This is a genomic window from Thalassotalea loyana, from assembly GCF_030161435.1.
GTDB classification, from domain to species: Bacteria; Pseudomonadota; Gammaproteobacteria; order Enterobacterales; family Alteromonadaceae; genus Thalassotalea_G; species Thalassotalea_G loyana.
This window is the reverse complement of record NZ_BSSV01000003.1, coordinates 164,341-187,578: the sequence shown is the minus strand read 5'-3', so window position 1 is coordinate 187,578 and position 23,238 is coordinate 164,341. Positions and strand designations below refer to the sequence as shown.

General features: G+C 40.0%; 24 protein-coding genes and 1 tRNA gene. 14 read left to right on the top strand and 11 right to left on the bottom strand.

The features are described 5' to 3' along the window. The first annotated feature begins 115 nt into the window (after positions 1-115). On the top strand, positions 116-484 hold the full coding sequence (locus QQK05_RS08555) for a DUF1428 domain-containing protein (RefSeq protein ID WP_284297594.1): 369 nt from the start codon (positions 116-118) through the stop codon (positions 482-484). A gap of 43 nt (positions 485-527) precedes the next feature. Here QQK05_RS08555 and QQK05_RS08550 read toward each other — a convergent pair whose 3' ends face one another. The 3 genes from QQK05_RS08550 to QQK05_RS08540 all read right to left on the bottom strand — a co-directional run bounded on the left by QQK05_RS08550 (position 528) and on the right by QQK05_RS08540 (position 2,710). Then, positions 528-1,433 (bottom strand): sterol desaturase family protein, encoded by a 906-nt coding sequence (locus QQK05_RS08550; RefSeq protein ID WP_284297592.1) that lies wholly within the window; start codon positions 1,431-1,433, stop codon positions 528-530. A gap of 9 nt (positions 1,434-1,442) precedes the next feature. Further along, complete coding sequence (locus QQK05_RS08545; RefSeq protein ID WP_284297590.1) at positions 1,443-2,045, bottom strand: hypothetical protein; 603 nt, start codon at positions 2,043-2,045, stop codon at positions 1,443-1,445. An 83-nt stretch (positions 2,046-2,128) separates the two neighbouring features. After that, the gene (locus tag QQK05_RS08540; RefSeq protein ID WP_284297588.1) at positions 2,129-2,710 is read right to left on the bottom strand and encodes a TetR/AcrR family transcriptional regulator; all 582 of its coding nucleotides are present in this window, start codon (positions 2,708-2,710) and stop codon (positions 2,129-2,131) included. A 152-nt stretch (positions 2,711-2,862) separates the two neighbouring features. On the opposite strand from QQK05_RS08540, the gene QQK05_RS08535 reads away from it, so the two are divergent. From QQK05_RS08535 to QQK05_RS08515, 5 genes are all read left to right on the top strand, one after another. Beyond that, on the top strand, positions 2,863-5,949 hold the full coding sequence (locus QQK05_RS08535; RefSeq protein ID WP_284297586.1) for a hypothetical protein: 3,087 nt from the start codon (positions 2,863-2,865) through the stop codon (positions 5,947-5,949). After that, positions 5,939-6,163: a hypothetical protein gene (locus tag QQK05_RS08530; protein WP_284297584.1), complete on the top strand. Its 225-nt coding sequence runs from the start codon at positions 5,939-5,941 to the stop codon at positions 6,161-6,163. The genes QQK05_RS08535 and QQK05_RS08530 overlap by 11 nt, the downstream gene beginning before the upstream one ends. Before the next feature lie 12 nt (positions 6,164-6,175). Further along, positions 6,176-7,333, top strand: coding sequence for an aromatic ring-hydroxylating oxygenase subunit alpha (locus tag QQK05_RS08525; protein ID WP_284297582.1), 1,158 nt, complete (start codon positions 6,176-6,178; stop codon positions 7,331-7,333). Between the two features lie 146 nt (positions 7,334-7,479). Continuing rightward, entirely contained in the window at positions 7,480-8,082 is a 603-nt protein-coding gene (locus QQK05_RS08520) for a TetR/AcrR family transcriptional regulator (RefSeq protein ID WP_284297580.1), read from the top strand. A gap of 58 nt (positions 8,083-8,140) precedes the next feature. Then, complete coding sequence (locus QQK05_RS08515) at positions 8,141-9,370, top strand: NADH:flavin oxidoreductase/NADH oxidase family protein (RefSeq protein WP_284297578.1); 1,230 nt, start codon at positions 8,141-8,143, stop codon at positions 9,368-9,370. Between the two features lie 83 nt (positions 9,371-9,453). On the opposite strand, the gene QQK05_RS08510 is transcribed toward QQK05_RS08515, so the two are convergent. From QQK05_RS08510 to QQK05_RS08500, 3 genes are all read right to left on the bottom strand, one after another. Next, the gene (locus QQK05_RS08510) at positions 9,454-9,966 is read right to left on the bottom strand and encodes a hypothetical protein (RefSeq protein WP_284297576.1); all 513 of its coding nucleotides are present in this window, start codon (positions 9,964-9,966) and stop codon (positions 9,454-9,456) included. 551 nt (positions 9,967-10,517) lie between these two features. Further along, positions 10,518-10,594 (bottom strand) — tRNA-Val (locus QQK05_RS08505). A 99-nt stretch (positions 10,595-10,693) separates the two neighbouring features. Then, positions 10,694-12,079, bottom strand: coding sequence for an MATE family efflux transporter (locus QQK05_RS08500; RefSeq protein ID WP_284297574.1), 1,386 nt, complete (start codon positions 12,077-12,079; stop codon positions 10,694-10,696). A 52-nt stretch (positions 12,080-12,131) separates the two neighbouring features. Here QQK05_RS08500 and QQK05_RS08495 point away from each other — a divergent pair, with 52 nt between their 5' ends. After that, on the top strand, positions 12,132-12,764 hold the full coding sequence (locus tag QQK05_RS08495; protein WP_284297572.1) for a riboflavin synthase subunit alpha: 633 nt from the start codon (positions 12,132-12,134) through the stop codon (positions 12,762-12,764). On the opposite strand, the gene QQK05_RS08490 is transcribed toward QQK05_RS08495, so the two are convergent. The 3 genes from QQK05_RS08490 to QQK05_RS08480 form a co-directional block, all read right to left on the bottom strand. Next, positions 12,761-12,967, bottom strand: coding sequence for a CPXCG motif-containing cysteine-rich protein (locus QQK05_RS08490; protein ID WP_284297570.1), 207 nt, complete (start codon positions 12,965-12,967; stop codon positions 12,761-12,763). The two genes, QQK05_RS08495 and QQK05_RS08490, sit on opposite strands and share 4 nt — an antisense overlap. A 205-nt stretch (positions 12,968-13,172) precedes the next feature. Further along, on the bottom strand, positions 13,173-14,051 hold the full coding sequence (locus QQK05_RS08485; protein ID WP_284297568.1) for a fructosamine kinase family protein: 879 nt from the start codon (positions 14,049-14,051) through the stop codon (positions 13,173-13,175). A 55-nt stretch (positions 14,052-14,106) separates the two neighbouring features. Further along, complete coding sequence (locus QQK05_RS08480) at positions 14,107-14,760, bottom strand: START domain-containing protein (protein ID WP_284297566.1); 654 nt, start codon at positions 14,758-14,760, stop codon at positions 14,107-14,109. 157 nt (positions 14,761-14,917) lie between these two features. Here QQK05_RS08480 and thrS point away from each other — a divergent pair, with 157 nt between their 5' ends. The 5 genes from thrS (at position 14,918) to QQK05_RS08455 (ending at position 19,679) form a co-directional block, all read left to right on the top strand. Beyond that, positions 14,918-16,834: a threonine--tRNA ligase gene (gene thrS / locus QQK05_RS08475; RefSeq protein ID WP_284297564.1), complete on the top strand. Its 1,917-nt coding sequence runs from the start codon at positions 14,918-14,920 to the stop codon at positions 16,832-16,834. Positions 16,835-16,891: 57 nt separating this feature from the next. Then, positions 16,892-17,446, top strand: coding sequence for a translation initiation factor IF-3 (infC, locus tag QQK05_RS08470; RefSeq protein WP_284297562.1), 555 nt, complete (start codon positions 16,892-16,894; stop codon positions 17,444-17,446). A gap of 148 nt (positions 17,447-17,594) precedes the next feature. Beyond that, on the top strand, positions 17,595-17,792 hold the full coding sequence (gene rpmI / locus QQK05_RS08465) for a 50S ribosomal protein L35 (protein ID WP_074499379.1): 198 nt from the start codon (positions 17,595-17,597) through the stop codon (positions 17,790-17,792). A gap of 18 nt (positions 17,793-17,810) precedes the next feature. After that, positions 17,811-18,164 carry a 50S ribosomal protein L20 gene (gene rplT, locus QQK05_RS08460; protein ID WP_193021436.1) on the top strand — a complete coding sequence of 118 codons (354 nt, stop codon included), beginning with the start codon at positions 17,811-17,813 and terminating at the stop codon, positions 18,162-18,164. 411 nt (positions 18,165-18,575) lie between these two features. Further along, positions 18,576-19,679, top strand: a complete 1,104-nt coding sequence (locus QQK05_RS08455) for a phosphoribosylaminoimidazolesuccinocarboxamide synthase (protein ID WP_284297557.1) — start codon at positions 18,576-18,578, stop codon at positions 19,677-19,679. Between the two features lie 65 nt (positions 19,680-19,744). Here QQK05_RS08455 and QQK05_RS08450 read toward each other — a convergent pair whose 3' ends face one another. Beyond that, a complete protein-coding gene (locus tag QQK05_RS08450; RefSeq protein WP_284297555.1) occupies positions 19,745-20,089 on the bottom strand; it encodes a DoxX family protein in 345 nt (114 codons plus the stop codon). Between the two features lie 101 nt (positions 20,090-20,190). On the opposite strand from QQK05_RS08450, the gene QQK05_RS08445 reads away from it, so the two are divergent. Beyond that, positions 20,191-21,066: a LysR family transcriptional regulator gene (locus tag QQK05_RS08445; protein WP_284297554.1), complete on the top strand. Its 876-nt coding sequence runs from the start codon at positions 20,191-20,193 to the stop codon at positions 21,064-21,066. A 175-nt stretch (positions 21,067-21,241) separates the two neighbouring features. On the opposite strand, the gene QQK05_RS08440 is transcribed toward QQK05_RS08445, so the two are convergent. Then, complete coding sequence (locus tag QQK05_RS08440) at positions 21,242-21,919, bottom strand: YehS family protein (RefSeq protein WP_322790563.1); 678 nt, start codon at positions 21,917-21,919, stop codon at positions 21,242-21,244. A gap of 328 nt (positions 21,920-22,247) precedes the next feature. Between QQK05_RS08440 and pheS the strand changes: the two genes are divergently transcribed. Beyond that, complete coding sequence (gene pheS, locus QQK05_RS08435; protein WP_284297551.1) at positions 22,248-23,228, top strand: phenylalanine--tRNA ligase subunit alpha; 981 nt, start codon at positions 22,248-22,250, stop codon at positions 23,226-23,228. The last annotated feature ends 10 nt before the right edge of the window (positions 23,229-23,238 follow it).

The following is a 23,238-nucleotide window of genomic DNA, read 5'->3' as shown; positions in this document are numbered from 1 at the left end:
GAACTCCTCGACCTGCAATGCATAGCCTCAATGTTCATTGCACTAAAATGATTGACTAATGACGTGAGATATTGAGACTATTTGTTTGATATTTGTACTAAAGAGGAGGGCTGTGATGGCCAATTACATCGACGGATTTGTCTTTCCCATAACGCTGACACAAATAGATGAGTATCGCCAGTTGTCGAGTGACGTTGCAGCTATTTGGTTGGAGTACGGTGCATTAAAGTACCAAGAGTTTATTGCTGATGGTTCGACACATGCACAGACATTGTCTTTTAGACACACACTGAATCCCAAAAGTGATGAAACAATTATTATGGGTTTTATTGCTTTTGATTCTGTTGATACAAGAAATAGTGCGCATGAACATGTTGCCAATGATCCTCGGATGAAGGAAATCATGGCTAAATATCAAGTAGAGTTCGAGCCAGAGCGAATGGCTTTTGGTGGCTTTGACAACTTCATTTCTATCGAAAAATAAAGCCTTCTATTTTGAAGGCTTTATTTCATTTGGTGTTGCTAAACTATTTAGAGGCTGTCGTTCGTTTATTTATCTGTTCTTGTTCCCATGCCCAAATAGGTGGCTTAATAAGTAAGTTCCATCGATATCCCCAGGATGGCGCAGCGACTAACTGTTGAAATAACTTTGCATAACCACTGAAGAAAACTTTAATTGGGTTTACGCTATTTACCGCTGGATAGATACCATATCTGACCTTTTCCTCTTCTTTTGCAAAGGTACCAAACATACGATCCCAAATAATGAAGATGCCCGCATAATTCTTATCCAGATACTGTTTGTTTGTCGCATGGTGCACCCTATGATGGGACGGCGTGTTGAAGATAGCTTCAACAGGCCTTGGTAGCTTCTTAACTGTTTCAGTGTGCAGTAACGTCTGATAGACCTGTACAATGACTTCAGATAGGAAGATGATAAATGGGTTAAAACCAAGCACAGCCAATGGCAAGTGAAAGAATAATGGGAACAACCAATCCAATGGCCCATGGCGATATGCTACCGATATATTAAAGTGCGGAGAGCTATGATGAACGGTATGTGTTGCCCAAGCAAAGCCGTTCTTGTGTAAAAACCTATGTTCCCAATAGTAAGCTAAGTCAGCGAGGACTATACAACACAAAATTGTCCATGGCGTTAACGGTAGTTGCACCAGACTGAAGTTTTCGTATACGTAAAAGAAAATTCCCGCATAAGCTAATGCGACTAATGCAACGATAACAATGAATGCACCCAATGTGATGAAATTGGTTACACTGTCACCTAATAGATTTCTAGTAAATTCTTTTTTTATGCCATAGCGAATCATTTCAACAACAAACAATGCTAAAGCAAAAACGAGAAACCAGTCATCGATAAACGTTTCTAACCACCAAATATCATCAGTCGTTAAAGTAAAATTGAAAAATTCCATACGCATTCCCTACTCGTAGCTAACCAAGACTTCAGAGGCAATTGTATCGCCACGATTATTTAAATAATGCACCTCTAGAACTGATTTCACCTGTTTAGTGTAATCAATGTTTTGCCAGCCATTCGCCAATTCAAAAACGGAATACTGGGCTTTTTCAAGTATAGGTTCATATCGGGCTTCTCGGATTATCGTTGTCGGTCTAACATCTCGAACCTGAGTACTGTTGTAACCAATGGTTACTTCAGCTTTTTGGTAGTTATTACTGAAACTTTGGTAATAAACATAAACTTTTTCTGGATGATCTTTGAGAGAGTTTTGTATGTCTTTACTACTTTCGAACTCCTGCCACAAGAGGGGTAAATCGCCAAATACAATTGTTTTTTTAACCCCTGTTAAATTCAGTTTTATTTCCGATGAAGCGTTGATTTTTTGTTTTTGAGGCAAAAGCGTGTTTGTTGCCTTGTCAGCAGCGCTCTTATTTCGTTGCGCTAAACTGGGTAATGGCTTTTCTGTTTGAGAAATGGCATTAGCACTTGGTAACTGGAATATTGCTAGTCCCCAAACTGCGGTAACTATTACACCTGACGTAATAACAGAGGCAAATAATTTCATAGTAACTCCACATCTATGATTAAAATATGGGCACAAGAATAATCAACAAGCAATAAATTGTCAATATGAAAATTTATTGCTTGTTATGCTGTTAATGTCGTACAAAGTAATTTAGAACTCAGTTTTAGCTGATGCACTTGTTCAATAAACTTCAAAGGTAATAGGGATTCTGCTTGGAGATAATTTGCATATAAGCCACTGCAAACAAGGGCTACTTTGTCATCCGGCGCATTTGGGTAATCGTTTTTCAAACTAGCTGATAGATAGTCAAAAAACTCTTCCATAATACTGTGTTGATCATCTTTAATCGACGGTAATCTTTTGGCTTCAGAGAATATCGCTTCGCCAATAATAGTTGCACTTATTCGGTCTGTAGAACCAACCGAAAAGAGCGTTTCTATCATGGCTTCAGTCTTATTTTTCGCTGGGAGCCATTCAACTACTTCTTGCCATTGCTCAGTATATTTCGCGCGCCATCGCTTACTTAAGGCACAGATGATGTCATCTCTATTACCAATATAATGACGTAAAATTGTGCGCTTAACGCCAGCGGTTTCAGCAATGTTTTCAAGTGATGTTGCTTGAATACCTTGCTTCAAAATGCAGGTTTCTAATGCATCTAATATTTCTTCTACACGCTGGGCTGCCATGCTAGGTCTAGGCATCTACATTCCTCATATTTAATTACAACTAAGTGAAATGACCTTGGTTATTGTGTCCAACCTTATCAATATTTTTATTAATTGTCATGTTGACAATTAATGGTAAATTATTCTAGTTTATAAATTGTCAATATGAAAATTTATAAAGGGAAACTATGAGAAGTATCGTTTTTTCATTGCTTACGACGGGCATACTCGTTGGATGTGGAGGTAGTAATTCAGAGACGGTAACTCCGCCAGTTACGATCGAACCACCGACGCAACCGCCAACAATCGTAGAGCCACCTGCGCAACAATCTAAACATATTGGTTTTGAATCAGCGCCAGTCAGGCCTATTGCTATGACAGAAGACGGCAATCAACTACTACTAACCAATACGTCGAATAATTCATTGGATGTTTTTGATATCGATGAATCAGGGCGTTTGTCTTTTACTTCCAGTATTCCTGTTGGGTTAGAGCCCGTGTCAGTTGCGGTAAATCAGGGGAAAGCATGGGTCGTTAATCATTTGTCAGACTCTATTAGTATTGTCGATTTAACGTTGACACCTGCAACTGTCTCGAGAACGCTACTTGTTGGGGATGAACCGAGAGATATTATTTTCGCCAACGGTAAAGCATTCATCACAACAGCCCATCGTGGTCAACAACGAATGAACCCTGATTTATCTGACGTTAAAGGTGCAGGAGACCCACAACTTCATACGCCAGGTATTGGTCGAGCTGATATTTGGGTCTTTGATGGACAATCTCAAGGTGAAAATGCTGGTGGTAAACCATTAGAGATTATTTCACTATTCGGTGACACGCTTCGTGGGCTTGCTTTATCAAATGATGGAAAAACCTTATACGCAGGGGTGCTCAACTCAGGCAATCAAACGACTGCAGTTCATGAGGCCGTCATGTGTTATGGCTATGAAGATGATGATTATGGTCGTTATCCATGCCAAGTGCTTGATGAGATGAGTTCACCCAATGGCTTGGACAATGGTTATTTACCCGGAGGGAGAACAGCGCCAGGCGTTAACGCTGATGGTGAACCGCAGCCATGGACAAGTATGATTGTTAAATATGATCAAGAAAGTGGCCAATGGCGTGACACTAAAGGACGAAACTTTTCAAATGGCATACGGTTTAACCTACCAGATCATGATGTTTTCGCAATTGATACCAATACTCATCAACAATTGGCTAGTTACGATCATGTTGGAACAACATTATTTAACCTCGCGGTTAACCCAAGAACTGGCGAGCTACTGGTTTCAAATACGGATGCTAACAATGCCACACGATTTGAAGGTCCCGGAGAATTCGCCGGTTCAACTGTTCAAGGAAACATTGCACAATCGCGCATAACGGTTATTGAGCCAGATACTGGACGCGTAAAAGCACGTCATTTAAATCGTCATATTGATTATCAAAATCTAAAAGGTAATAGTTCGAATAAGGAACATAGCCTATCAACTCCGTTACAACTAGCCATAGATCAAACCGGTAATTCAATTTATACCGCGGTTATTGGCTCAGATAAAATTGCAGTTCACTCTTCGTCTGCGCTTTCAAATGATGATTTATGGGACGATACGGCAGAAGAGTTTAGCTCAATTGAGGCTAGTCAGCGATTTATTGACGTACCCGGCGGGCCGGTTGGTCTACTGTTGAATGAGAAATCCCAATCACTTTATGTGTTTACACGTTTTGACAATGCGATCGTGACAATAGATCTCAATACGCGCAGTGAAGAACAAAGAATTACTTTGCCAACCTTAGAGCCTGAGGATTTCATGGCAGGGCGCTTTATGCTTTATGACGCTAAACGTTCGTCATCTAATGGTGAATCATCTTGTGCAAGTTGTCATATTTTCGGTGATACAGATCACTTAAGTTGGAATCTAGGTAACCCTGATGCGAGCAACGGTCGTAACCCACAGCCATTTCCTACTCAAAACTTGTCTGAGCTTGGTTGTTTGTTAGTTGGGCCTGATGAAGCAAGCTGTCAGTTGCTTGATTTAATCAATGGTAATGGTGACGAGCGAACGTTTGCCTCGATGAAAGGGCCTATGGGAACGCAAACGTTGAGAGGGATGCAAAACCATGGTCATATGCATTGGCGTGGTGATCGTTCAGTGGGCTATTTTGGTGATGATCATGACCAAACATTAGATGAGAAAACATCCTTTAAAAACTTTATTGTGGCATTCGAAGGTTTACTTGGATTAAATATCGAGTTACCCGCAAGTGTCGACGAGCAGCAAAAGTCATCAGATGTCGTTGAGTTGGAAGCAGATATGGATAAATTTGCAGAATTTATGCTTCAAGTTGCTTTACCACCAAACCCGATTCGAGGGTTAGATAACGCTTTATCTCAATCTGCTGCTATTGGAGAACAATTTTTTCATGGCGATCGTCGCTCAGATGGTGCTGCTGAAGACACCCCTTTAAATGGCGATAGTGTCGATGGCGTGAACTGTCAAGGCTGTCATGGGGTTGATCCATTGAAGGGGTTTTATGGTAGTCGGGGTGAAGTTGCACATGGCGGAGAGATTCAGATTTTCAAAGTACCGCAATTAAGAAATCTATACACTCGTGTTGGTATGTTTGGCCTGCCTGATCGAGAAGGCTTTTTACCGTCCCATACCAAAGTGCATCAAGGCGATCAAATTAGAGGATTTGGTTTTCTGCATGATGGCGCAACGGATCAGCTATTAAATTTCTTAAAAGGCGGTGTTTTTGACAACGGTGAGCTTGGTTGTCCAGAAGGTGCCGATGAGCGATTTGGCTGTCATTTCAATGCAGGCGAAATAGGTATTCCGAATGAAGAAACACGACGAGGCTTGGTTGATTACATGATGGAGTTTGACAATGATTTAGCCCCAATTGTTGGTCAGCAAATTACGTTGTCTGCGGCTAATATTGAAGGTGTGGAGGCAAGAATACAATTGTTTGAACAACGCGCTCAAACGGCTTTTGCTTCTAAATTGCTCGGTGGGGAAGTGACCGAGTGTGATCTGATTGCATTAGGTGTAGTTAATGGCCTGCAGCGTGGTTATTTATTTGATGTAGATACGCAGACCTACCGTAGTGATTCTGCGAGTGAGTCATCGCTAGATACGACTCAATTGTTGTCATTAGCAAAACAACCAGATAACCGTTTAACGTTTACTTGCGCTATTCCAGGAAAAGGTTGGCAACTTGCTTTAGATCGAAATTTAGATGGCGTTTTAAACGCTGATGAAAGATAACGAGGAGATTAATCAAATGTTTATGGAGCTACCTTACAGTTATTGGCTCGGCTTTGTTTTGATTTTATGGTTGCTATTTGACCTTGTACGAGGGGTTGCTTATATCTGGCACCCTTATCGTCGCGCCGAGGAGCCAGTTATGTATTGGCTTACGATGGCCATTTGGGCGATAGTTGCGGCATCGTGTTTTGTTTACCCCTATTGGCCTTCTTGATAGGAGAAGGCTGTGGAAAACAATATTTTGACGAACAAAGACTACACGTGCACTAAACGATTTAACGCTGAAATGGCGCACATTTTTTCTAATTGCTGGACGTTTTGTGGCCTGGTCGAGGATTTACAGGAAAATAATCGTTATTTAACAGTTGTCGCTGGTTTAACTAGTCTGGTTGTTTTGCGTGATGAACAAGGAGAGTTAAAAGCGTTTCACAACTTTTGTCGCCACCGTGGAATGAAGTTGCTTGATGGTCAAGGCAGGTTATCCGCAAAGATAACCTGCCCATATCATGATTGGACGTATGATCAATCAGGTAACCTCAAGTCGCTACCCAAAGCGAAGCAAGAATTTGAGGGATTAAATAAAGCATGCCTGTCACTAAAACGAGCAAGTGTTGGGATTTGGCGGGGGATGGTTTGGGTTCATCCTGATCCGAACGCTGTGCCAGTACAACAGTATTTTTCGGGCATGGGCTCTCATGTTGCGCCTTACGATGTCGAAGCACTTGTTGAAGCTAAAGAGGCCCTTTACGAAGTCACAATAAATGCAAATTGGAAGCTAGTCGCTGAAAACTACATTGATCATTATCACTTAGCTCAGCTTCATGCGGGCACACTACATATGTATGATCATAAAAAAGCTGAATTTGGCTTTGTCGATGAACATGTGTTTTTTTGGGAGCCGTTAGCGCAGGCTTATTATGAAAACATCGACCAACACTCACCATATCCTTTGCTGATAGACAAGAATGATAAAAAAATGGGGGCTTGGGTGCCATTGCTTTTTCCAAATGTCGGCCTAGCAGAATCAGAATCTAGTTGGTCAGTATTTCATATAATGCCTTTATCAGTTGACCAAACGAAGGTTGTAGTAAGGAGTAAAGTTAAGAATTGCTCTTCAATGGCGTTTATTAAACAAGCGACAAAGTCCTATACCTTTTGGACGTCACGAGTGAAGGCAAAGTCATCACAACACGAACAAAGTCATGCGTTAGGGAGCGGTGATTTTATGCAAGAGGACATCTTTGTTTGTGAGCAACTTCAACAATCCTTATCTAACCCTAGGTTTGAGTTTGGGCCATCGGCTAAAGGCGGAGAACGTTTGATTCGTGGTTTTCAACAACGAGTGAATGCAAAATTAACACAGGGTGGCTTTAACGTTCGTTAATACTAACCTCTCAGTTTATCCGTACATGGTGTTGCGCTGCGTATATGGATTAGTAACTGACGATTTAACAAAGTGTTACTAATAAAAGAAGGCAATAGAAAGATTATTACTTTAATTAAAAGACGACCGGTCATATAATAAAGTTTATGGCACGAATTAGACGCAGTGAAAAAACCAGGGAACAGTTGCTTAAAGAAGGCATTAACTTGCTGTCAGAGCACGGTTATCATGGGACAGGACTCAAATTGATTTTGGATACGGTTAACGTACCCAAAGGGTCTTTTTATAATTATTTCTCAAGCAAAGAGCATTTCGTCGCTGAAATTCTGAACACCTACGCTAATCAACTTTTAGTTAAATTTGATGCACACATCGCGCAATCATCACTGAGCCCAATTGCATTAATTGAGCAAGTATACGACTTCATGGTTGATAGCTTTGAGCAAGAATCTCATTTGAAAGGTTGTTTACTTGGGAATATGGCAGCTGAAATAGGTGGGCACAGTGAGCTGTGCAGAGAGTCAATGCGTGCAACCGTTGTTGAATGGAAAAAGCGCATGGTGTCAATCATTGAAATGGCACAAGCGCAGGGGCAAATTCGCACAGATGTCGAAGCAGCACAATTAGCTGACTTACTTTGGTGTACTTGGGAGGGTGCGTTGCTGAAAATGAAGATTGAAAGTAGCACAGACACGGTTCGTCAAACGCTTCATTTGCTGCTGCGACAACTTCTCGTGCCGACAACATAGAAAACAATTACCTAAACGATAAGACGACCAGCCTAAAAATCTGGTGTGGAGTAATCAAATGACTAGTTTGAACATTGGCAGCCTTGTTGAGATAAATAACGACTTCACAGTTAAGAATCGTTTGTTTAAATCAGCAATGAGTGAACAACTTGGCGACAAATACCATAACCCAACAACTGGGCTGTTTCAGGTATACAAAACATGGGCAGAGGGCGGCATAGGATTGTCTGTAACCGGAAATGTAATGATTGATAGAACTGCCTTGGGCGAGCCAAAGAATGTCGTACTTGATGAACAAAGTGATTTAAGTCTATTTGAACAATGGGCAAAGGCGGGCAAGGTTAATAATTCAAAAATTTGGATGCAACTTAATCACCCAGGTAAGCAAATACCAAGCTTTTTAAGTAAAGAGCCAGTAGCACCTTCAGCCATTTCTCTAGGTAAAGGCTTAGATAAAGCGTTTAATAAACCAAGAGCACTCACTGAACCTGAAATTATTGCGATTATCGACAAGTTTGCCACAAGTGCCAAGTTTGCAAAGGACGCTGGTTTTGATGGAGTACAAATTCATGGCGCTCACGGCTATTTAGTCAGTCAATTTTTGTCTGCTCGCCACAATAAACGTGAGGATAAGTGGGGTGGTTCGCTCGAAAATAGAATGCGTTTTGTTGTTGAGTTGTATGATGCGATGCGATCAAAAGTAGGCAGTGAGTTTCCAATTGGTATCAAGTTGAATTCTGCTGACTACATGAAAGGAGGTTTTACTCCAGAAGAATCAATGCAAGTTATTAAAAAACTAGGTGACATTGGTATTGATTTAATTGAAATATCTGGCGGTACATATGAAAGCCCAAGCATGGTGGGACATAAAATAAAAGACTCAACCAAGGCGCGTGAAGCGTATTTTCTTGACTATGCAGAGCAGGCTAGAAGCATTGTATCAACCAAACTTGTTGTTACAGGTGGATTTAGATCAACCAAAGCAATGAATAATGCTTTAGCATCAGGAGCAACAGATATGGTTGGCTTAGCTCGTCCGTTAGCTATCTATCCTCATTTACCCAATCAAGCGATGCAAGATGAATTGTTTACAGCATTTGTACCTACGCCAACAACAGGTTTACGTGGCGTCGATAAAATGGCGATGTTGAGTATTACATGGTTCGAAACGCAAATTGCTCGTATAGCGAAGGGAAAATCGCCAAAATCCGATCTTAGTGCTTGGGTGACAGTCATTGGGATTATGAAAGATATGGGAAGGCAGGCGTTTAAGCCAAGAAGAGCATAATAAAGCCTGCTCACAACACATGACATGGTTTTCAACTAGGTCATGTGTGGTGAAGTCGTATTTTTTATTCGCTCTTATTATCGCTATGGATTGTAAACAATCGTTGATATTTTATGTCCATCGAGATGTAAATTTATATGGCATGGTTCGACGTCTGATAAAGAGTAAGCAAGCCGTTTTCTGATCAACATCTGACATGTATCGCCTTGATTTGAATGTCGGAAATTTAGGTTGATTTGTAAAGGTGACGACTCTAAATATTGACCGTCCCATATCAATTCGAATAAATGTGTTTTGCAACCACCGCTATAGTTAACGCTGAGTACTAGGTTTTCATCTTCAATACCTGCAGAAACGCTTATCGGATCAGAGGGCAAATCAATGGTTGAATGCGGTGACAATTGATTAATTTCTAGCGATTCAAAAGTCACTTCATTTTCATGAGGATCCCAATGAGTTAGGCTAACCATCCTATTTTTATTTGATAATGTATCGACAATCAGGTCTTCAAGTCCTCCGTCTACGATATAAGTAAACAAATCTTTGACAAACTCATCTGACGCGTCGCCAGTTGCGTTAATTTTTAACTTTGACATCTTAAATCCTCCTATTTAATTTTGTGAGCTTCCATACTTCTTAATTTGAGAAGCTCTTTGATATTAGGTGGCGGTTTAAAATATCGCAATTTAGGGCGTTGAAATGATTTAAAAAGAACCTGCTTAAGGTATAGCGGAGTGAACTCGTTTCACCGATTAGCTTGGGTGGCAAAGAGAGGGTGGTACTCTTTCTTTATATTTAATACTTCGAATCAGTATATTTCAGACATAAAAAAGCAACTTACAGAGGTGCTTTACATTGGTACGACTCAAATGGGAACTAGCGACTCGAACCACCGATTGGCTCGGGCGGCAAAGAGCGGGTGGCGCTCTTTTTTTATATTGCGTACTTCGAATCAATATATTTCAGGTATAAAAAAACCAACCTTTAAGGTTGGTTTAAATTGGTACGACTCAAATTGGAACTAGCGACTCGAACCACTGGTTGGCTCGGGTGGCAAAGAGAGGGTGGTACTCTTTCTTTATATTTAATACTTCGCATCAATATATTTCAGGCATAAAAAAACCAACCGCGAATGGTTGGTTTGAATTGGTACGACCGAGTGGACTCGAACCACCGACCCCCACCATGTCAAGGTGGTGCTCTAACCAGCTGAGCTACGGTCGTACTATAGAGTTGCAACAAGCAACGGGCGCTATATTAGCTTTGCCGTTTAATCGTTGCAAGCAGTTTTGACGTAAAATTTTGATTTTACTAACCAAGTGGTTATTGATTAATCAATTCAGCTTTCAAAGCGCTTTGCTCATAACGGTTTTGTATGAATTTCAAACGCCAAGCAAGAAACACTGCGGCAACCGTTAATCCAGAGATGAAGCCAATCCAAAATCCCGATGCTCCCATTTTAGGTACTAACAGGTCTGTCATAGCCAGCACAACGCCAAGGGTTAGACCGACAAACCAGTATGAGATAAACGTGATGATTAAAATCGATGTCGTATCTTTGTAACCTCGTAATGCACCTGCTGAAATCACCTGAATAGCATCAGAAAACTGAAATAGAGCAGCTAAAAACATTAAGCTTGCAGCTAATTCAATTACGGGGGCTTCCGTGGTGTAGATTTCCGCAATCTGTGTTCTAAAGATAATCGTAGCGACCGCAGTCACCACCGCGATCATGAGGCCAAAAATAACCGCATCTTTACAAATATCTTTAGCCTGTTGATATTCTTGTTGCCCAACGCAATAGCCAACTTTAATGGTCAATGCCATCGCAAAACTTAAAGGCACCATAAAAACAAGGCCAGAAAAGTTAATCGCTATTTGATGACTTGCGACTATGTCTGCGCCAAGCGGGGCAAGTAAAATAGCAACGACCGAAAATAAACTCACTTCAAATAGCAGTGATAAAGCAATAGGAACGCCAACCTTTAAAATGTGTTTGATCTCATTAACATCGATACCATAGGCACGTTTAAACAAGGATACTTTTTCAAGGTGTTTTGAAATATAAACGTAAATGAGCATGCCCAGAAACATGGCCCAGTACACCAAAGCAGTCGCGATACCACAACCTGCACCACCAAGCGCAGGCATGCCAAACTCACCATATATAAAGATATAATTTGCAGGGACATTAATAATTAAACCGATAATTGAGATAATCATGGTTGGGCGCGTGAATGACATTCCTTCAGCGTAATTTCTTAGCGCTAAATACAAACAAAAACCTGGCGCACCCCAAACAATATATCCAAGATATTCAAACATTAACGATTTCAGCTGTGGCTCGAGTTCTACATTATTTTCAATCACCGGTGCTAAAGCATAGTAAAACGCAATCAAACCAACACCTAATGCCAGTGCAATCCAGATTGTTTGATAGGTTGCATTAACAACCTTTTTATATGACCCACTGCCAGCGTATTGTGAAACAATTGCGGCAAGTGCCATGATCACACCGTAAATAGTGAGAATAAGTGGCAACCATACACTACTTGCTACGGCAACCGCTGCCATATCCGTAGAGCTTACTCTGCCTGCCATTACCGTATCGGCGAAGCCCATGAGATTTTGAATAAGTTGAGCGATTAAAATTGGGTAAGCCAATTTCAATAAGCTTTTTGTATTTTGAATAAAATGAGGTGATTTCATTGGGCTTTTTATGAGGTACAATAAAGATATCTAAAACAAGACGATAATAGCGATGTTTACCGGTATAGTACAATCGAAAGCTGAAGTTTTTCACATAAAGTTACACAATGATTTGATGCATTTAACCGTTAGCTGTGATCTGGCATATTTAACCAATTTAGAAATTGGCGCAAGTGTTGCGATTAATGGGGTTTGTTTGACTGCTGTGGCATTTGGTGAGGCGGAAAATGGTTCTGGGTATATTCAATTCGATGTGATTGACGAAACACTTAATGTGACCAATTTAGGCGCAATTAAGGAAGGTGATTTTGTTAATCTAGAGCGTTCTTTAAAAGCAGGTGATGAGATAGGTGGACACATGGTCAGTGGGCATATTCACTGCCAAGCTAGTGTCTTTAATATTAAGAAGACACCTGAGAATTGCGCGATTACCTTTGAACTCCCTAACCAGTGGCACGAGTACTTATTTAGTAAAGGCTTTATAGCAATTAATGGATGCAGCCTTACCTTAGGGGCGGTTGAAGAAAATCGTTTTACGGTGCATTTAATTCCGGAGACACTTGGACGAACAAACATCGGTTTACTGGATCTGGGTGATTACGTAAATATCGAATGTGATCAACAAACAATGACGATTGTTGAAACCGTTAAGAAACTCAAATTAAGTGACAAAGGCTTAGGTTAAAATACTTGCTCGTCGTCCGCGTCGATCGCGAGTTGAATTTTTTGGTGATATTCATCGATATGCATGTTTAGGTGGATATCGCAGCAACACGCAGGACAACTCTCATAGTAGTCTTGGTCACCTTCAGTCGGATCTAAAGAGATAAAAATGTGATGGCCACAATGTGGGCATTCAACTCGTTTTTCTTTTACCTGTAAAGACATATAGCCTCCTTAATTTTCGATAAAAAAGGCATATACCAATTGAACGAATGATGTCGTAACATCTGAGCTGAGAGAGCAACTCATTTTTTCGCTTGGTATCAAAGTTAAGTATGGCGTGTTTTAGCGATAGTGCTAGTTGCTTGACGGTTGAAAATGCTAACCGCTTATAATTGTGACTAAAAAAGTTGATTCACGTTCAGGTTGGCTAGACGTTTTCATGTTGAGCAATAATTCGTTGCAATAATGCCTGAGCTTGTTTGATATATATGCCGCCAAACATATTCGCGTGATTTAGCACATGATATAAATTGTAGATATGTTTTCGTTGCTCAAAGCCTGAACCTAGCGGGTAGGTAGCATCGTAACCTTGATAAAATTCGTCTGGAAAACTACCAAATAGCTCGGTCATTGCGATATCAACTTCACGATCGCCATAATAACAAGCTGGGTCAAATATTTGTGGTGTGCCATTAACAAACCCAACGTTACCGTGCCATAAATCGCCATGCACTAGTGAGGGTTTGGTTTTATGGTGGCACAACAAGTCGTGACAAACATCGCTGAGATAATCGATATCACCAAAATTAACCGATTTTTCGCTCAGTAACTGTAATTGCCAGCTAATGCGTTTTTCAGCAAAAAATGTACTCCAGTTGCTACTCCATTGATTTGGTTGTAACGTGTCACCAATAAAATTGTCTTGATCCCAGCCAAATTGACCATTACTTGAATTTTTATGGACTGTTGCTAGTTCAACGCCTAATTGAAACCAGTCGCCATTCGATGGTTGAGTAAAATTAAGCCATGGAAGAATTAAAAAGCTCTTATCCAAACTAACATCAACACCCACAGCAGTAGGAACGAGTTGTTCGTTTAATTTATTAAGGTGAACTAAACTGTCAACCTCAGCGACTAGTTGATTAAGCTTGTGTTTTGGCGCCAATTTGACAAAAAAAGCGTCGTTGTCGTTGTAGTACTTATACGCTAACCTCGATTCACCTCCACTTGATAGCATTTCATGCTCAGCGTGATCAAAAGACTGATGTGTATTCTTTGATATAACGTCAGCAATAATCTTCCACATAATCTGGAGGCTCCGTAAAGTCGGTTACTGGTTAGTATAGTGAAAAATACGGCTTTTATAGTGAGTTATTTGTTGGTTTAAATTGATGTTGGACGTTACGTAATGTTTTATTAAGTGAACCTAACGCAACACGGTTAGCTAGCCACTGTGGAATGTTACCTTGTGGATCTGCCACGACACTGTAGCAGATGTCAATGTGGCTATCTTGGGCAGGGGATATTTGCCATGCCGCTCTTATGAGGTTAACTCGAATGTAACCTTTCTCTGCTTTATATTTTGAACCTGCATCTTGCTGGTTTATTGTGATTATTCCATCGTTGCTGACTGATATTTTTGAGTAAACAAACGCCTGTCTCGGTTTAACGAGAAACATACCACTAAACGTAGAGCTCATAATATTTCTTGAAGGAGTGATTTGTTCAATGAGTGAAATGCTCTCTAGATTATCTAACCAATGTTTTATGAATTTTGGGTAGGTTAAAAACTCTAAGGCTTGATGAGGAGTGCCTCGTGTTTTGAGGCAGGCATTTATATCGAGTAACTCGCTATTTTGGTATTGTCGATACCGGATAACGATGTTGTTTTTATTTTTATGTGTTTTCCATTGATTTTCGCCAGGCTCTGCAAGTGCATGAGCTGACACAAAAACCATAATAATTGATAGAAAACTCATCACATAGTGAAGGTATTTTTTGATATTTTTAGCCATATTAGCAAAGCCCATTGCAAAGCTTATTAAATTCACCTATATTGCGCGTTTACTGCGAATAATCATTCGATTATTTGATTTAACATAACATATTGCAGTAGCAATTAAATTTAAACATGTGGCATTACGTATGTGTCACCACTGTAAAGGAATTTTCATGCCTATTATTACTCTCCCTGACGGTAGTCAACGTTCTTTTGACAATGCAGTTTCTATTATGGATGTTGCAGCAGATATTGGCCCTGGTTTGGCTAAAGCAACATTAGCTGGTCGCATAAATGGTGAGCGCTTAGACGCGTGCGAAATGATCACCGAAGACTGTGAACTGCAGTTAATCACGGCAAAAGACGAAGACGGCCTAGAGATTATTCGTCACTCGTGTGCTCATTTATTAGGTCACGCAATTAAGCAACTTTTCCCAGATGTAAAAATGGCGATTGGTCCGACAATCGACAATGGTTTTTACTACGATGTTGACCTTGACCAACCATTAAACGATGACGACTTAGCTAAAATTGAAAAGCGTATGCTTGAGTTAGCGAAAACGAATTATCAAGTTGTTAAGAAAACCGTTTCTTGGCAAGAAGCGCGCGATACATTTGAATCTCGAGGCGAACCATACAAAATGGAAATCTTAGACGAAAACGTCGATAAAGATGATCGTCCTGGTTTATACCATCACGAAGAATACGTTGATATGTGTCGTGGCCCTCACGTACCGAATATGAAGCATTGTCATCACTTCAAATTAATGAATGTTGCAGGTGCTTATTGGCGTGGTGATTCAGATAAGAAAATGCTTCAACGTATTTACGGCACTGCTTGGGCAGACAAGAAGCAATTAAAAGCTTACTTACAACGTTTAGCAGAAGCTGAAAAACGTGATCACCGTAAAATTGGTAAAGCGTTAGATTTATTCCACTGGCAAACAGAAGCTCCGGGTATGGTGTTCTGGCACAACGACGGTTGGACAATCTACAAAACGCTTGAAGACTACATGCGCACACAATTAGTGAAGTACGGCTATGAAGAAGTTCGTGCGCCGTTAATCCTTGATGTAGGTATGTGGGAAAAGTCGGGTCACTGGGACAAGTACGGTGACATGATTTTCTCGACAGAATCAGAGAAACGTACATATGCAGTTAAGCCAATGAACTGTCCAGGTCACCTTCAAATCTTTAACCAAGGTTTGAAATCGTACCGTGACTTACCATATCGTATGGCTGAATTTGGTTTAGTTCACCGTAATGAGCCTTCTGGCTCACTTCACGGTTTGATGCGTGTACGTTCATTCACGCAAGATGATGCTCACGTATTCTGTACTGAAGATCAAATTCAACAAGAAGTTGCTGCGTGTATCGAGATGGTTTTCGATACATACAAAACATTTGGTTTTGAAGAGATTGATATCAAGTTATCGACTCGCCCAGAGCAACGTGTAGGTTCTGAAGAAATTTGGGATAAAGCAGAAGAAGCATTAGCACAAGCGCTTACAGATTATGGTATTAAATTTGAGTACCAACCAGGTGAGGGTGCTTTCTACGGTCCTAAGATTGAGTTTACATTGCACGACTGTTTAGGCCGTGCATGGCAATGTGGTACTATTCAGCTAGATTTCTCAATGCCTGGACGTTTGGGTGCAAGTTATATTGGTGAAGACGGTGAACGTCATGAGCCGGTAATGATTCACCGCGCAATTTTGGGTTCATTAGAACGTTTCATCGGTATTTTAATCGAAGAGTACGCCGGTAAGTTACCGACTTGGTTATCGCCAACTCAAGCTGTTGTGATGAATATCACGGATAAACAGAGCGAATATTGTAATAAAGTTGTTAAAAAATTAAAAGAAAATGGCTTTAGAGCAAAAGTAGACTTGAGAAATGAGAAAATAGGCTTTAAAATTCGCGAGCATACTTTAAAACGTGTTCCATACTTATTGGTCGTTGGTGGTCAAGAAATGGAAAATGACGAAATTGCTATTCGTACACGTAGTGGTGAAGACTTAGGTAAGATGTCGGTAGATGCGTTTATCGAACAGCTTAACCAAGAAGTTGCGAACCGCACTTTAGTATAAACGAATTAATACAACGCAAACGTGGCTAATGCCACGTTTGATTTTTTATAAAGTTCTTTGGAGGAACAGGCTATTAAAGGTCAAAGAGGCGGTCAAAAAGAACCGGCACATCGTTTAAATGATTTAATTACAGCACCAGAAGTTCGATTAATTGGTGTTGATGGTGAAGCCGTTGGCATCGTGTCATTAAATGACGCAATGGACAAAGCAGAAGCAGCAGGCGTTGATTTAGTTGAAATTAGTCCAACTGCAAAACCTCCAGTTTGTCGTGTAATGGATTACGGCAAGTTCCTTTACGAAAAAGCAAAGGAACAAAAAGAACAGCGTAAAAAGCAGAAACAAATTCAGGTTAAGGAAATTAAATTCCGTCCTGGTACAGATGAAGGCGATTATCAAGTTAAATTACGTAACTTGAGACGCTTTTTAGAAGGTGGCGACAAGGCTAAGGTTACTTTACGTTTCCGTGGTCGTGAAATGGCCCACCAAGAACTGGGTCTAGACTTATTAACTCGCGTTAAGAAAGATCTAGAAGACATCGCACAATGTGAGTTCTTCCCTAAAAAGGTTGAAGGGCGTCAAATGGTGATGGTGTTAGCTCCAGTTAAACGATAATACTTGGTCTTATAAAAGCATTCGCGAAAGCGTTTCACCAACTTTATCGATGAACCGGTAATTGAGGCCGACAAGTAGCACTTATCTTTAAATGAAGTGCTCGCCTTTTATTATCAAATTTAAACGGCATAAATGTGGAGTACTATTCATGCCTAAAATGAAAACAAACAAAGGTGCTGCAAAGCGCTTTAAGAGAACCGCTTCTGGTGGTTACAAGTGCAAACAAGCTGGTCTACGTCATATCTTGACTAAGCGTCGTACTAAAGTAAAACGTCACTTACGTGCTAAAAGCATGGTTGCTGCTTCAGATGTGAAAGCAGTTGATAAATTACTACGTAACGCTTAATTAAGAGGAGATTAGCACATGGCAAGAGTAAAACGCGGTGTAGTTGCACGTCGTTCTCACAAGAAAATCTTAAAGCAAGCGAAAGGTTACTACGGTGCTCGTAGTCGCGTTTATCGCGTAGCTTTCCAAGCAGTAACTAAAGCTGGTCAATACGCATACCGTGACCGCCGTCAGCGTAAACGTCAATTCCGTCAATTATGGATTGCTCGTATCAACGCTGCGTCTCGTCAAAATGGTTTATCTTACAGCCGTTTCATCAACGGTCTTAAGAAAGCATCTATCGAGATCGATCGTAAGATCTTAGCGGACATCGCTGTATACGACAAAGCAGCATTTGCTGTTTTAGTTGAAAAAGCACAAGCTGCTTTATAATCAGCTAGTCAATATGAAAAGGACGCTTCGGCGTCCTTTTTATTTTTTAGACTATAACTTTTTGACCAATTAGATAGTTTATTGGTTTGTGTTTTAACTAATACCAAGTGAAAAAATGATTTGCTCTCTCAGTGAGAATTAAAAGGCATAGAGGCAAGGCGCTGAATGAAAACAATGGTTATTCCCTTGTTGAGTTTAGCAACGCAGCATATAAGCCTATTAAACTCGCCCTTCGGGAGCTTGTCAGAGGCAAGATAACTGCGGCAGATTTACTCAATGTAGAATAACTATATTGTCACAAATCTTTCTTGCTCTCTCACCTCTGACATAGCTCTGAGATGACTAAAGCATTATTTCAATTGGTATAAAACCTAAACCAATGAATTTATAACACTCTTTTAAAGGTTGAGTATGAGTCTTGCAGATCAAGTTCTAGCAGTTAATAACGATTTACCAATTCGTACTGAAAAGCCTGTGCACAGCGGTAAAGTGCGCAGCGTTTACTGGCTAACCGATGCCGATAGCCGTCGTTTAATCGAACAAAAAGGTTACGATGTGCCAGTAGACACACCATTAGCAATTATGGTGATTAGCGACCGTATTTCAGCTTTCGATTGTATTTGGCAAGGAGAGGGTGGTTTAAAAGGTGTGCCGGGTAAAGGTGCTGCGTTAAACGCGATCTCTAACCATTGGTTTAAGCTGTTTAAAGAAAATGGCTTAGCAGATAGCCACATTCTTGATATTCCACACCCGTTTGTTTGGATTGTTCAAAAAGCACAACCAGTGATGATTGAAGCGATTTGTCGTCAATACATTACGGGTTCAATGTGGCGCGCATATGAAAAAGGCGAACGCGACTTTTGCGGTATCGAGTTACCTGAAGGGTTATCACGCGATAGTAAGTTGCCTGAACTTCTTCAAACGCCTTCAACCAAAGGTATTTTGAAGGGCATTGATGGTGTGCCAGAAGCGGATGATGTAAACATTACCCGCAAGAACATTGAAGACAACTTTGAAGCGTTTAACTTTAAATCTGCTGATGATATTGGTTTATACGAAAAATTACTTACGCAAGGTTTCGATTTAATTTCTGCTCAATTGGCAAAAATTGATCAAATTTTTGTCGATACTAAGTTTGAATTTGGCTACGTAAAAGATACGCAAGGTAACGATAAACTTATTTATATGGATGAAGTTGGTACGCCTGATTCATCACGTATTTGGGACGGTGAAGCTTATCGTCAAGGTAACGTGATTGAAAACTCGAAAGAAGGTTTCCGTCAATTATTATTGAATCACTTCCCAGAGCCAGACATTTTATTAAACAAAGATCGTATGGCAGAGCGCACGGCGTTAGCTAATGATAACCCATTACCTGTTGATGTATTAATGGCGGTATCTGAGACATATACGGGCATTGCTGAGAAAATCACCGGCGAAAAAATTGAATTATCAGCCAATCCAAAAGCTGAAATCATCGAAATTCTAAAACGTGATTATCAGTTAGTTGATTAATCAATGTAGCGATTATAAATAAAAGGGCAACGTATCAGCGTTGCCCTTTTTTATTGCTAGGGAAATCAGTTTATCAGTAACATGGTCGATAAAGTTAATGTTATAAATGCCGGGAGTGCATCTTTTGTTGTGTCGAAGCGTAAATGAAAATAACTAGCACCAATGGACGCAAATATTATCATTATAGCGCCCAAGCTTTTTAAGTTTTCCTTGTCAGTAACTAACGCACTAATCAACAATAAGGATGCGGTTAGTTCAATCAATCCAACTATAAACATAATTTGTCGATTTAAGCCGTAATTTTCAAAAAAGCCTAGCTGTATCTCGAAAATACCCCTTTGCCAACCTGTTAATTTGATTGAACTGGCAAATAAGAAAAACGAAATAAGCAATAAGGTGATAGCAAGCATATTTTAACTCCAATTAGATATTTTTCGATATTTAAGCATTCTTACTTTGTGTGGTAAATCGTGATAATGTGATGTTATAAATTCCTAGATGGAATCTGTAAGTGGATAAATTGACCTGTATTAGAGTATTTGTTGTTGTCGCAAGACATCAAAGTTTTACCTTAGCATCGAATGAACTGAATACTTCCCAAAGCGCAATTAGTAAAAAAATTGCTTGGTTAGAGAAAGATATTGGATTTTCATTATTTGAACGCGGTGTTAGGAAAATAGAGATTTCTAATCTAGGTAGGCAGTATTTAAATTTTTGTCATCGGTTGCTAGAGCAAATAGATACAACCGAGTTGACTTTACGACATGAATTAACGAGCTTGAAGGGTAAAATATGTATTTCAGCGCCGTCGACATTTTCAATCTACTTCCTAGCTCCCGTTATTAGTCAATTTATTGAAAATTATCCTGAGGTTACATTTGATGTTTCAGTAAATGATAAACAAGTTAGTTTATTTAAGGACGATATAGATATAGCTATTCGTGCGGCTCATTTACCCGACTCAGCGCTTAAGGCAAAACGTTTAATGGCCCACCAAGTGAGTTATTTTGTTGCTCCGAAGTATCTCGAAACATGTGGTAGACCAGAATCTACTGACCAACTTATTAATCACCGTTGTATAACCTATGCTTTAGCTAAACCTAGTAATGTCTGGACGTTTGGAAGCAATGAAATTAGAGTCAATGAGTCCCTAACAAGTGATAACCCTGAATTTATCATAGAAATGTGTCGTCGAGGTCATGGGATCGCTGCAATGCCTAAGTGGATGGTTGAGAGCGATTTGGCTCAAGGGCGGTTGATTGAAGTCTTACAAAGCGAAGAGAGATTTTCATTGCCAATGTATGCTGTATACAAAAATACTGAATATATGCCCTATAGATTAAAGGTTTTTCTCGACTTTTTAGCTCAAGAACTTGAGACTAAATGAAATATTTAGTTTTGAGATATTAAAAGTGCAGTGTTCAAAGGTGCCTTGTGACATTCCCGCTGTTGTTAGCGGGAATCTGGTTCAATTGTTATTCTGAATTAAAAGATACCCGACTTCTCGGGCATTTATATTAGAAATAAAGGTTACTTTAACTCACGAATGAAGGTTCTTAACGTTACTCTACATCTTTCCAGATATCTTCAGAACGTAGTTTAAGCGTCTTACGGCCCGAATCCTTTGTTGCTGTTTTAGCATTAGGGTTGACGTAAAGTGTCTTTTCTTTTGGTGTTTTAGGTTGAGCTTTCTTTTTCTTCTTTGCCACCACCTGTTTTTGTTTATCAGCGATAGTATGCTGAACTTTTCTATCAAGCGGGTTTACGTCTTGACGCTTAACATCGGTGCGGTATTTTAACTCTAAACCTTTTAGCAAGTTACGAATTACTTGATCTTTAACTTCACGATAATGCTTGTGATCAGGTTTACGCGAGAATGCGCTTAATTCACCTTTATTCATGTTGAAGCCAGCAGTACTTAGTAGCTCAATGATATCTTCGGCCTTTAAGTTAAACGCGATTTTAAGCTTCAATAAAATCAAATTGTTATTCAGCTTTTTCTCAGCAGGTTTTTGTTCACCATCACGTTTACCACGTTTAACGTTTATTAGACCATTTAAAAACTCCGCAAATTTTACATCGATTAGGTTAGTAAAACCTTCATCTTCTTCACGCTTCAACCATTCAACGACTTGCTGCTTTTGCACTAACGCACCAGCCTGGGCAAAGGTCTCAACCATTTGTTGGTCGTTGTAATTTAAAATAAAACGTAAGCGTCTAAAAATATCGTTGTTAATCACGTAAAAGAGTTCTCTAAATTTGGCTAAGACCAATTTCCCCAAATATCACATGAATTTGGCATCAATTAGCGAGCTGAATAGTTAATTAGCGCGCATTTTAACACGGTTTCAACTAAGAAGATGTAATCGAATTTAGAAATATTATTCTTTGATAAAATTAATTCGTTAATCTTTTGATAAAAACCGCTTTTCCTCTACATTTTAGGCGATTTATTGTGTAGAATCGTTAGCCATTTTTTATTAATCATATTGTCGATACAAACGTGTTTTTTCTGACGTGCTATCTTTCACAAGAAATCAAACACGCCTTGTTGCTTTTGAGGAACTCATGAATTTAGACGACATAATTTTGCAAGCCGAGCAGGAAGTTGCAGCAGCAACGTCTCCAGCTGAGCTCGATACGGTTCGCGTTAACTTTTTAGGTAAAAAAGGCCAGTTAACGGAGCAAATGAAAAACTTAGGTAAGTTACCTAAAGAAGAAAAGCCAAAAGCTGGTCAAGCGATTAACCAAGCAAAGCAACAAGTACAGAAATTAATTACTGAACGTGGTGAGTTGTTACGTGCTGAAGAGATCAAAGCAAAATTAGCTGCTGAATCTATCGATGTAACATTACCAGGTAACACCAACGACTTAGGCGGCTTACACCCAGTAACTCGCACAATCGAGCGTATCGAAAGCTTCTTCACTGAACTTGGTTTTGAAATCAAAGCAGGTCCAGAAGTAGAAGACGACTTCCACAACTTTGATGCGTTAAACATTCCTGAGCATCACCCTGCGCGCCAAGATCATGATACGTTCTACTTCAATCCTAAGTTAGTATTGCGTACACAAACATCGGGTGTTCAAATTCGTACCATGGAAGCTGAAAAGCCACCATTACGTATTATTTCTCCAGGTAAGGTTTACCGTAACGATTACGACCAAACGCACACGCCGATGTTCCATCAGGTTGAAGGCTTATTAGTTGATAAAAACGTGAGCTTTACTCACCTTAAAGGCATTTTGCACGACTTCTTACACAACTTCTTTGAAGAAGATTTAGAAATTCGTTTCCGTCCATCTTACTTCCCGTTCACAGAACCATCAGCGGAAGTTGATGTCATGGGTAAAAACGGTAAGTGGTTAGAAGTATTAGGCTGTGGCATGGTACACCCGAACGTCTTGCGTTCAGTGGGCATTGACCCAGAAGAGTACACTGGCTTTGCCTTTGGTATGGGTGTCGAGCGTTTAACAATGCTTAGATACGGCGTAAACGACTTGCGCGCATTCTTCGAAAACGATCTTCGTTTCTTAAAACAGTTTAAGTAGGACCTGCAAA

Coding starts and splice junctions, on each gene's coding strand:
- QQK05_RS08500 (WP_284297574.1), bottom strand. CDS start 12,079: ATGAAATCACCTCATTTTATTCAAAATACAAAAAGCTTATTGAAATTG.
- QQK05_RS08495 (WP_284297572.1), top strand. CDS start 12,132: ATGTTTACCGGTATAGTACAATCGAAAGCTGAAGTTTTTCACATAAAG.
- QQK05_RS08515 (WP_284297578.1), top strand. CDS start 8,141: ATGACTAGTTTGAACATTGGCAGCCTTGTTGAGATAAATAACGACTTC.
- QQK05_RS08530 (WP_284297584.1), top strand. CDS start 5,939: ATGAAAGATAACGAGGAGATTAATCAAATGTTTATGGAGCTACCTTAC.
- thrS (WP_284297564.1), top strand. CDS start 14,918: ATGCCTATTATTACTCTCCCTGACGGTAGTCAACGTTCTTTTGACAAT.
- QQK05_RS08490 (WP_284297570.1), bottom strand. CDS start 12,967: ATGTCTTTACAGGTAAAAGAAAAACGAGTTGAATGCCCACATTGTGGC.
- QQK05_RS08510 (WP_284297576.1), bottom strand. CDS start 9,966: ATGTCAAAGTTAAAAATTAACGCAACTGGCGACGCGTCAGATGAGTTT.
- QQK05_RS08540 (WP_284297588.1), bottom strand. CDS start 2,710: ATGCCTAGACCTAGCATGGCAGCCCAGCGTGTAGAAGAAATATTAGAT.
- QQK05_RS08545 (WP_284297590.1), bottom strand. CDS start 2,045: ATGAAATTATTTGCCTCTGTTATTACGTCAGGTGTAATAGTTACCGCA.
- QQK05_RS08550 (WP_284297592.1), bottom strand. CDS start 1,433: ATGGAATTTTTCAATTTTACTTTAACGACTGATGATATTTGGTGGTTA.
- rpmI (WP_074499379.1), top strand. CDS start 17,595: ATGCCTAAAATGAAAACAAACAAAGGTGCTGCAAAGCGCTTTAAGAGA.
- QQK05_RS08520 (WP_284297580.1), top strand. CDS start 7,480: ATGGCACGAATTAGACGCAGTGAAAAAACCAGGGAACAGTTGCTTAAA.
- QQK05_RS08455 (WP_284297557.1), top strand. CDS start 18,576: ATGAGTCTTGCAGATCAAGTTCTAGCAGTTAATAACGATTTACCAATT.
- pheS (WP_284297551.1), top strand. CDS start 22,248: ATGAATTTAGACGACATAATTTTGCAAGCCGAGCAGGAAGTTGCAGCA.
- QQK05_RS08450 (WP_284297555.1), bottom strand. CDS start 20,089: ATGCTTGCTATCACCTTATTGCTTATTTCGTTTTTCTTATTTGCCAGT.
- rplT (WP_193021436.1), top strand. CDS start 17,811: ATGGCAAGAGTAAAACGCGGTGTAGTTGCACGTCGTTCTCACAAGAAA.
- QQK05_RS08535 (WP_284297586.1), top strand. CDS start 2,863: ATGAGAAGTATCGTTTTTTCATTGCTTACGACGGGCATACTCGTTGGA.
- QQK05_RS08485 (WP_284297568.1), bottom strand. CDS start 14,051: ATGTGGAAGATTATTGCTGACGTTATATCAAAGAATACACATCAGTCT.
- QQK05_RS08555 (WP_284297594.1), top strand. CDS start 116: ATGGCCAATTACATCGACGGATTTGTCTTTCCCATAACGCTGACACAA.
- QQK05_RS08480 (WP_284297566.1), bottom strand. CDS start 14,760: ATGGCTAAAAATATCAAAAAATACCTTCACTATGTGATGAGTTTTCTA.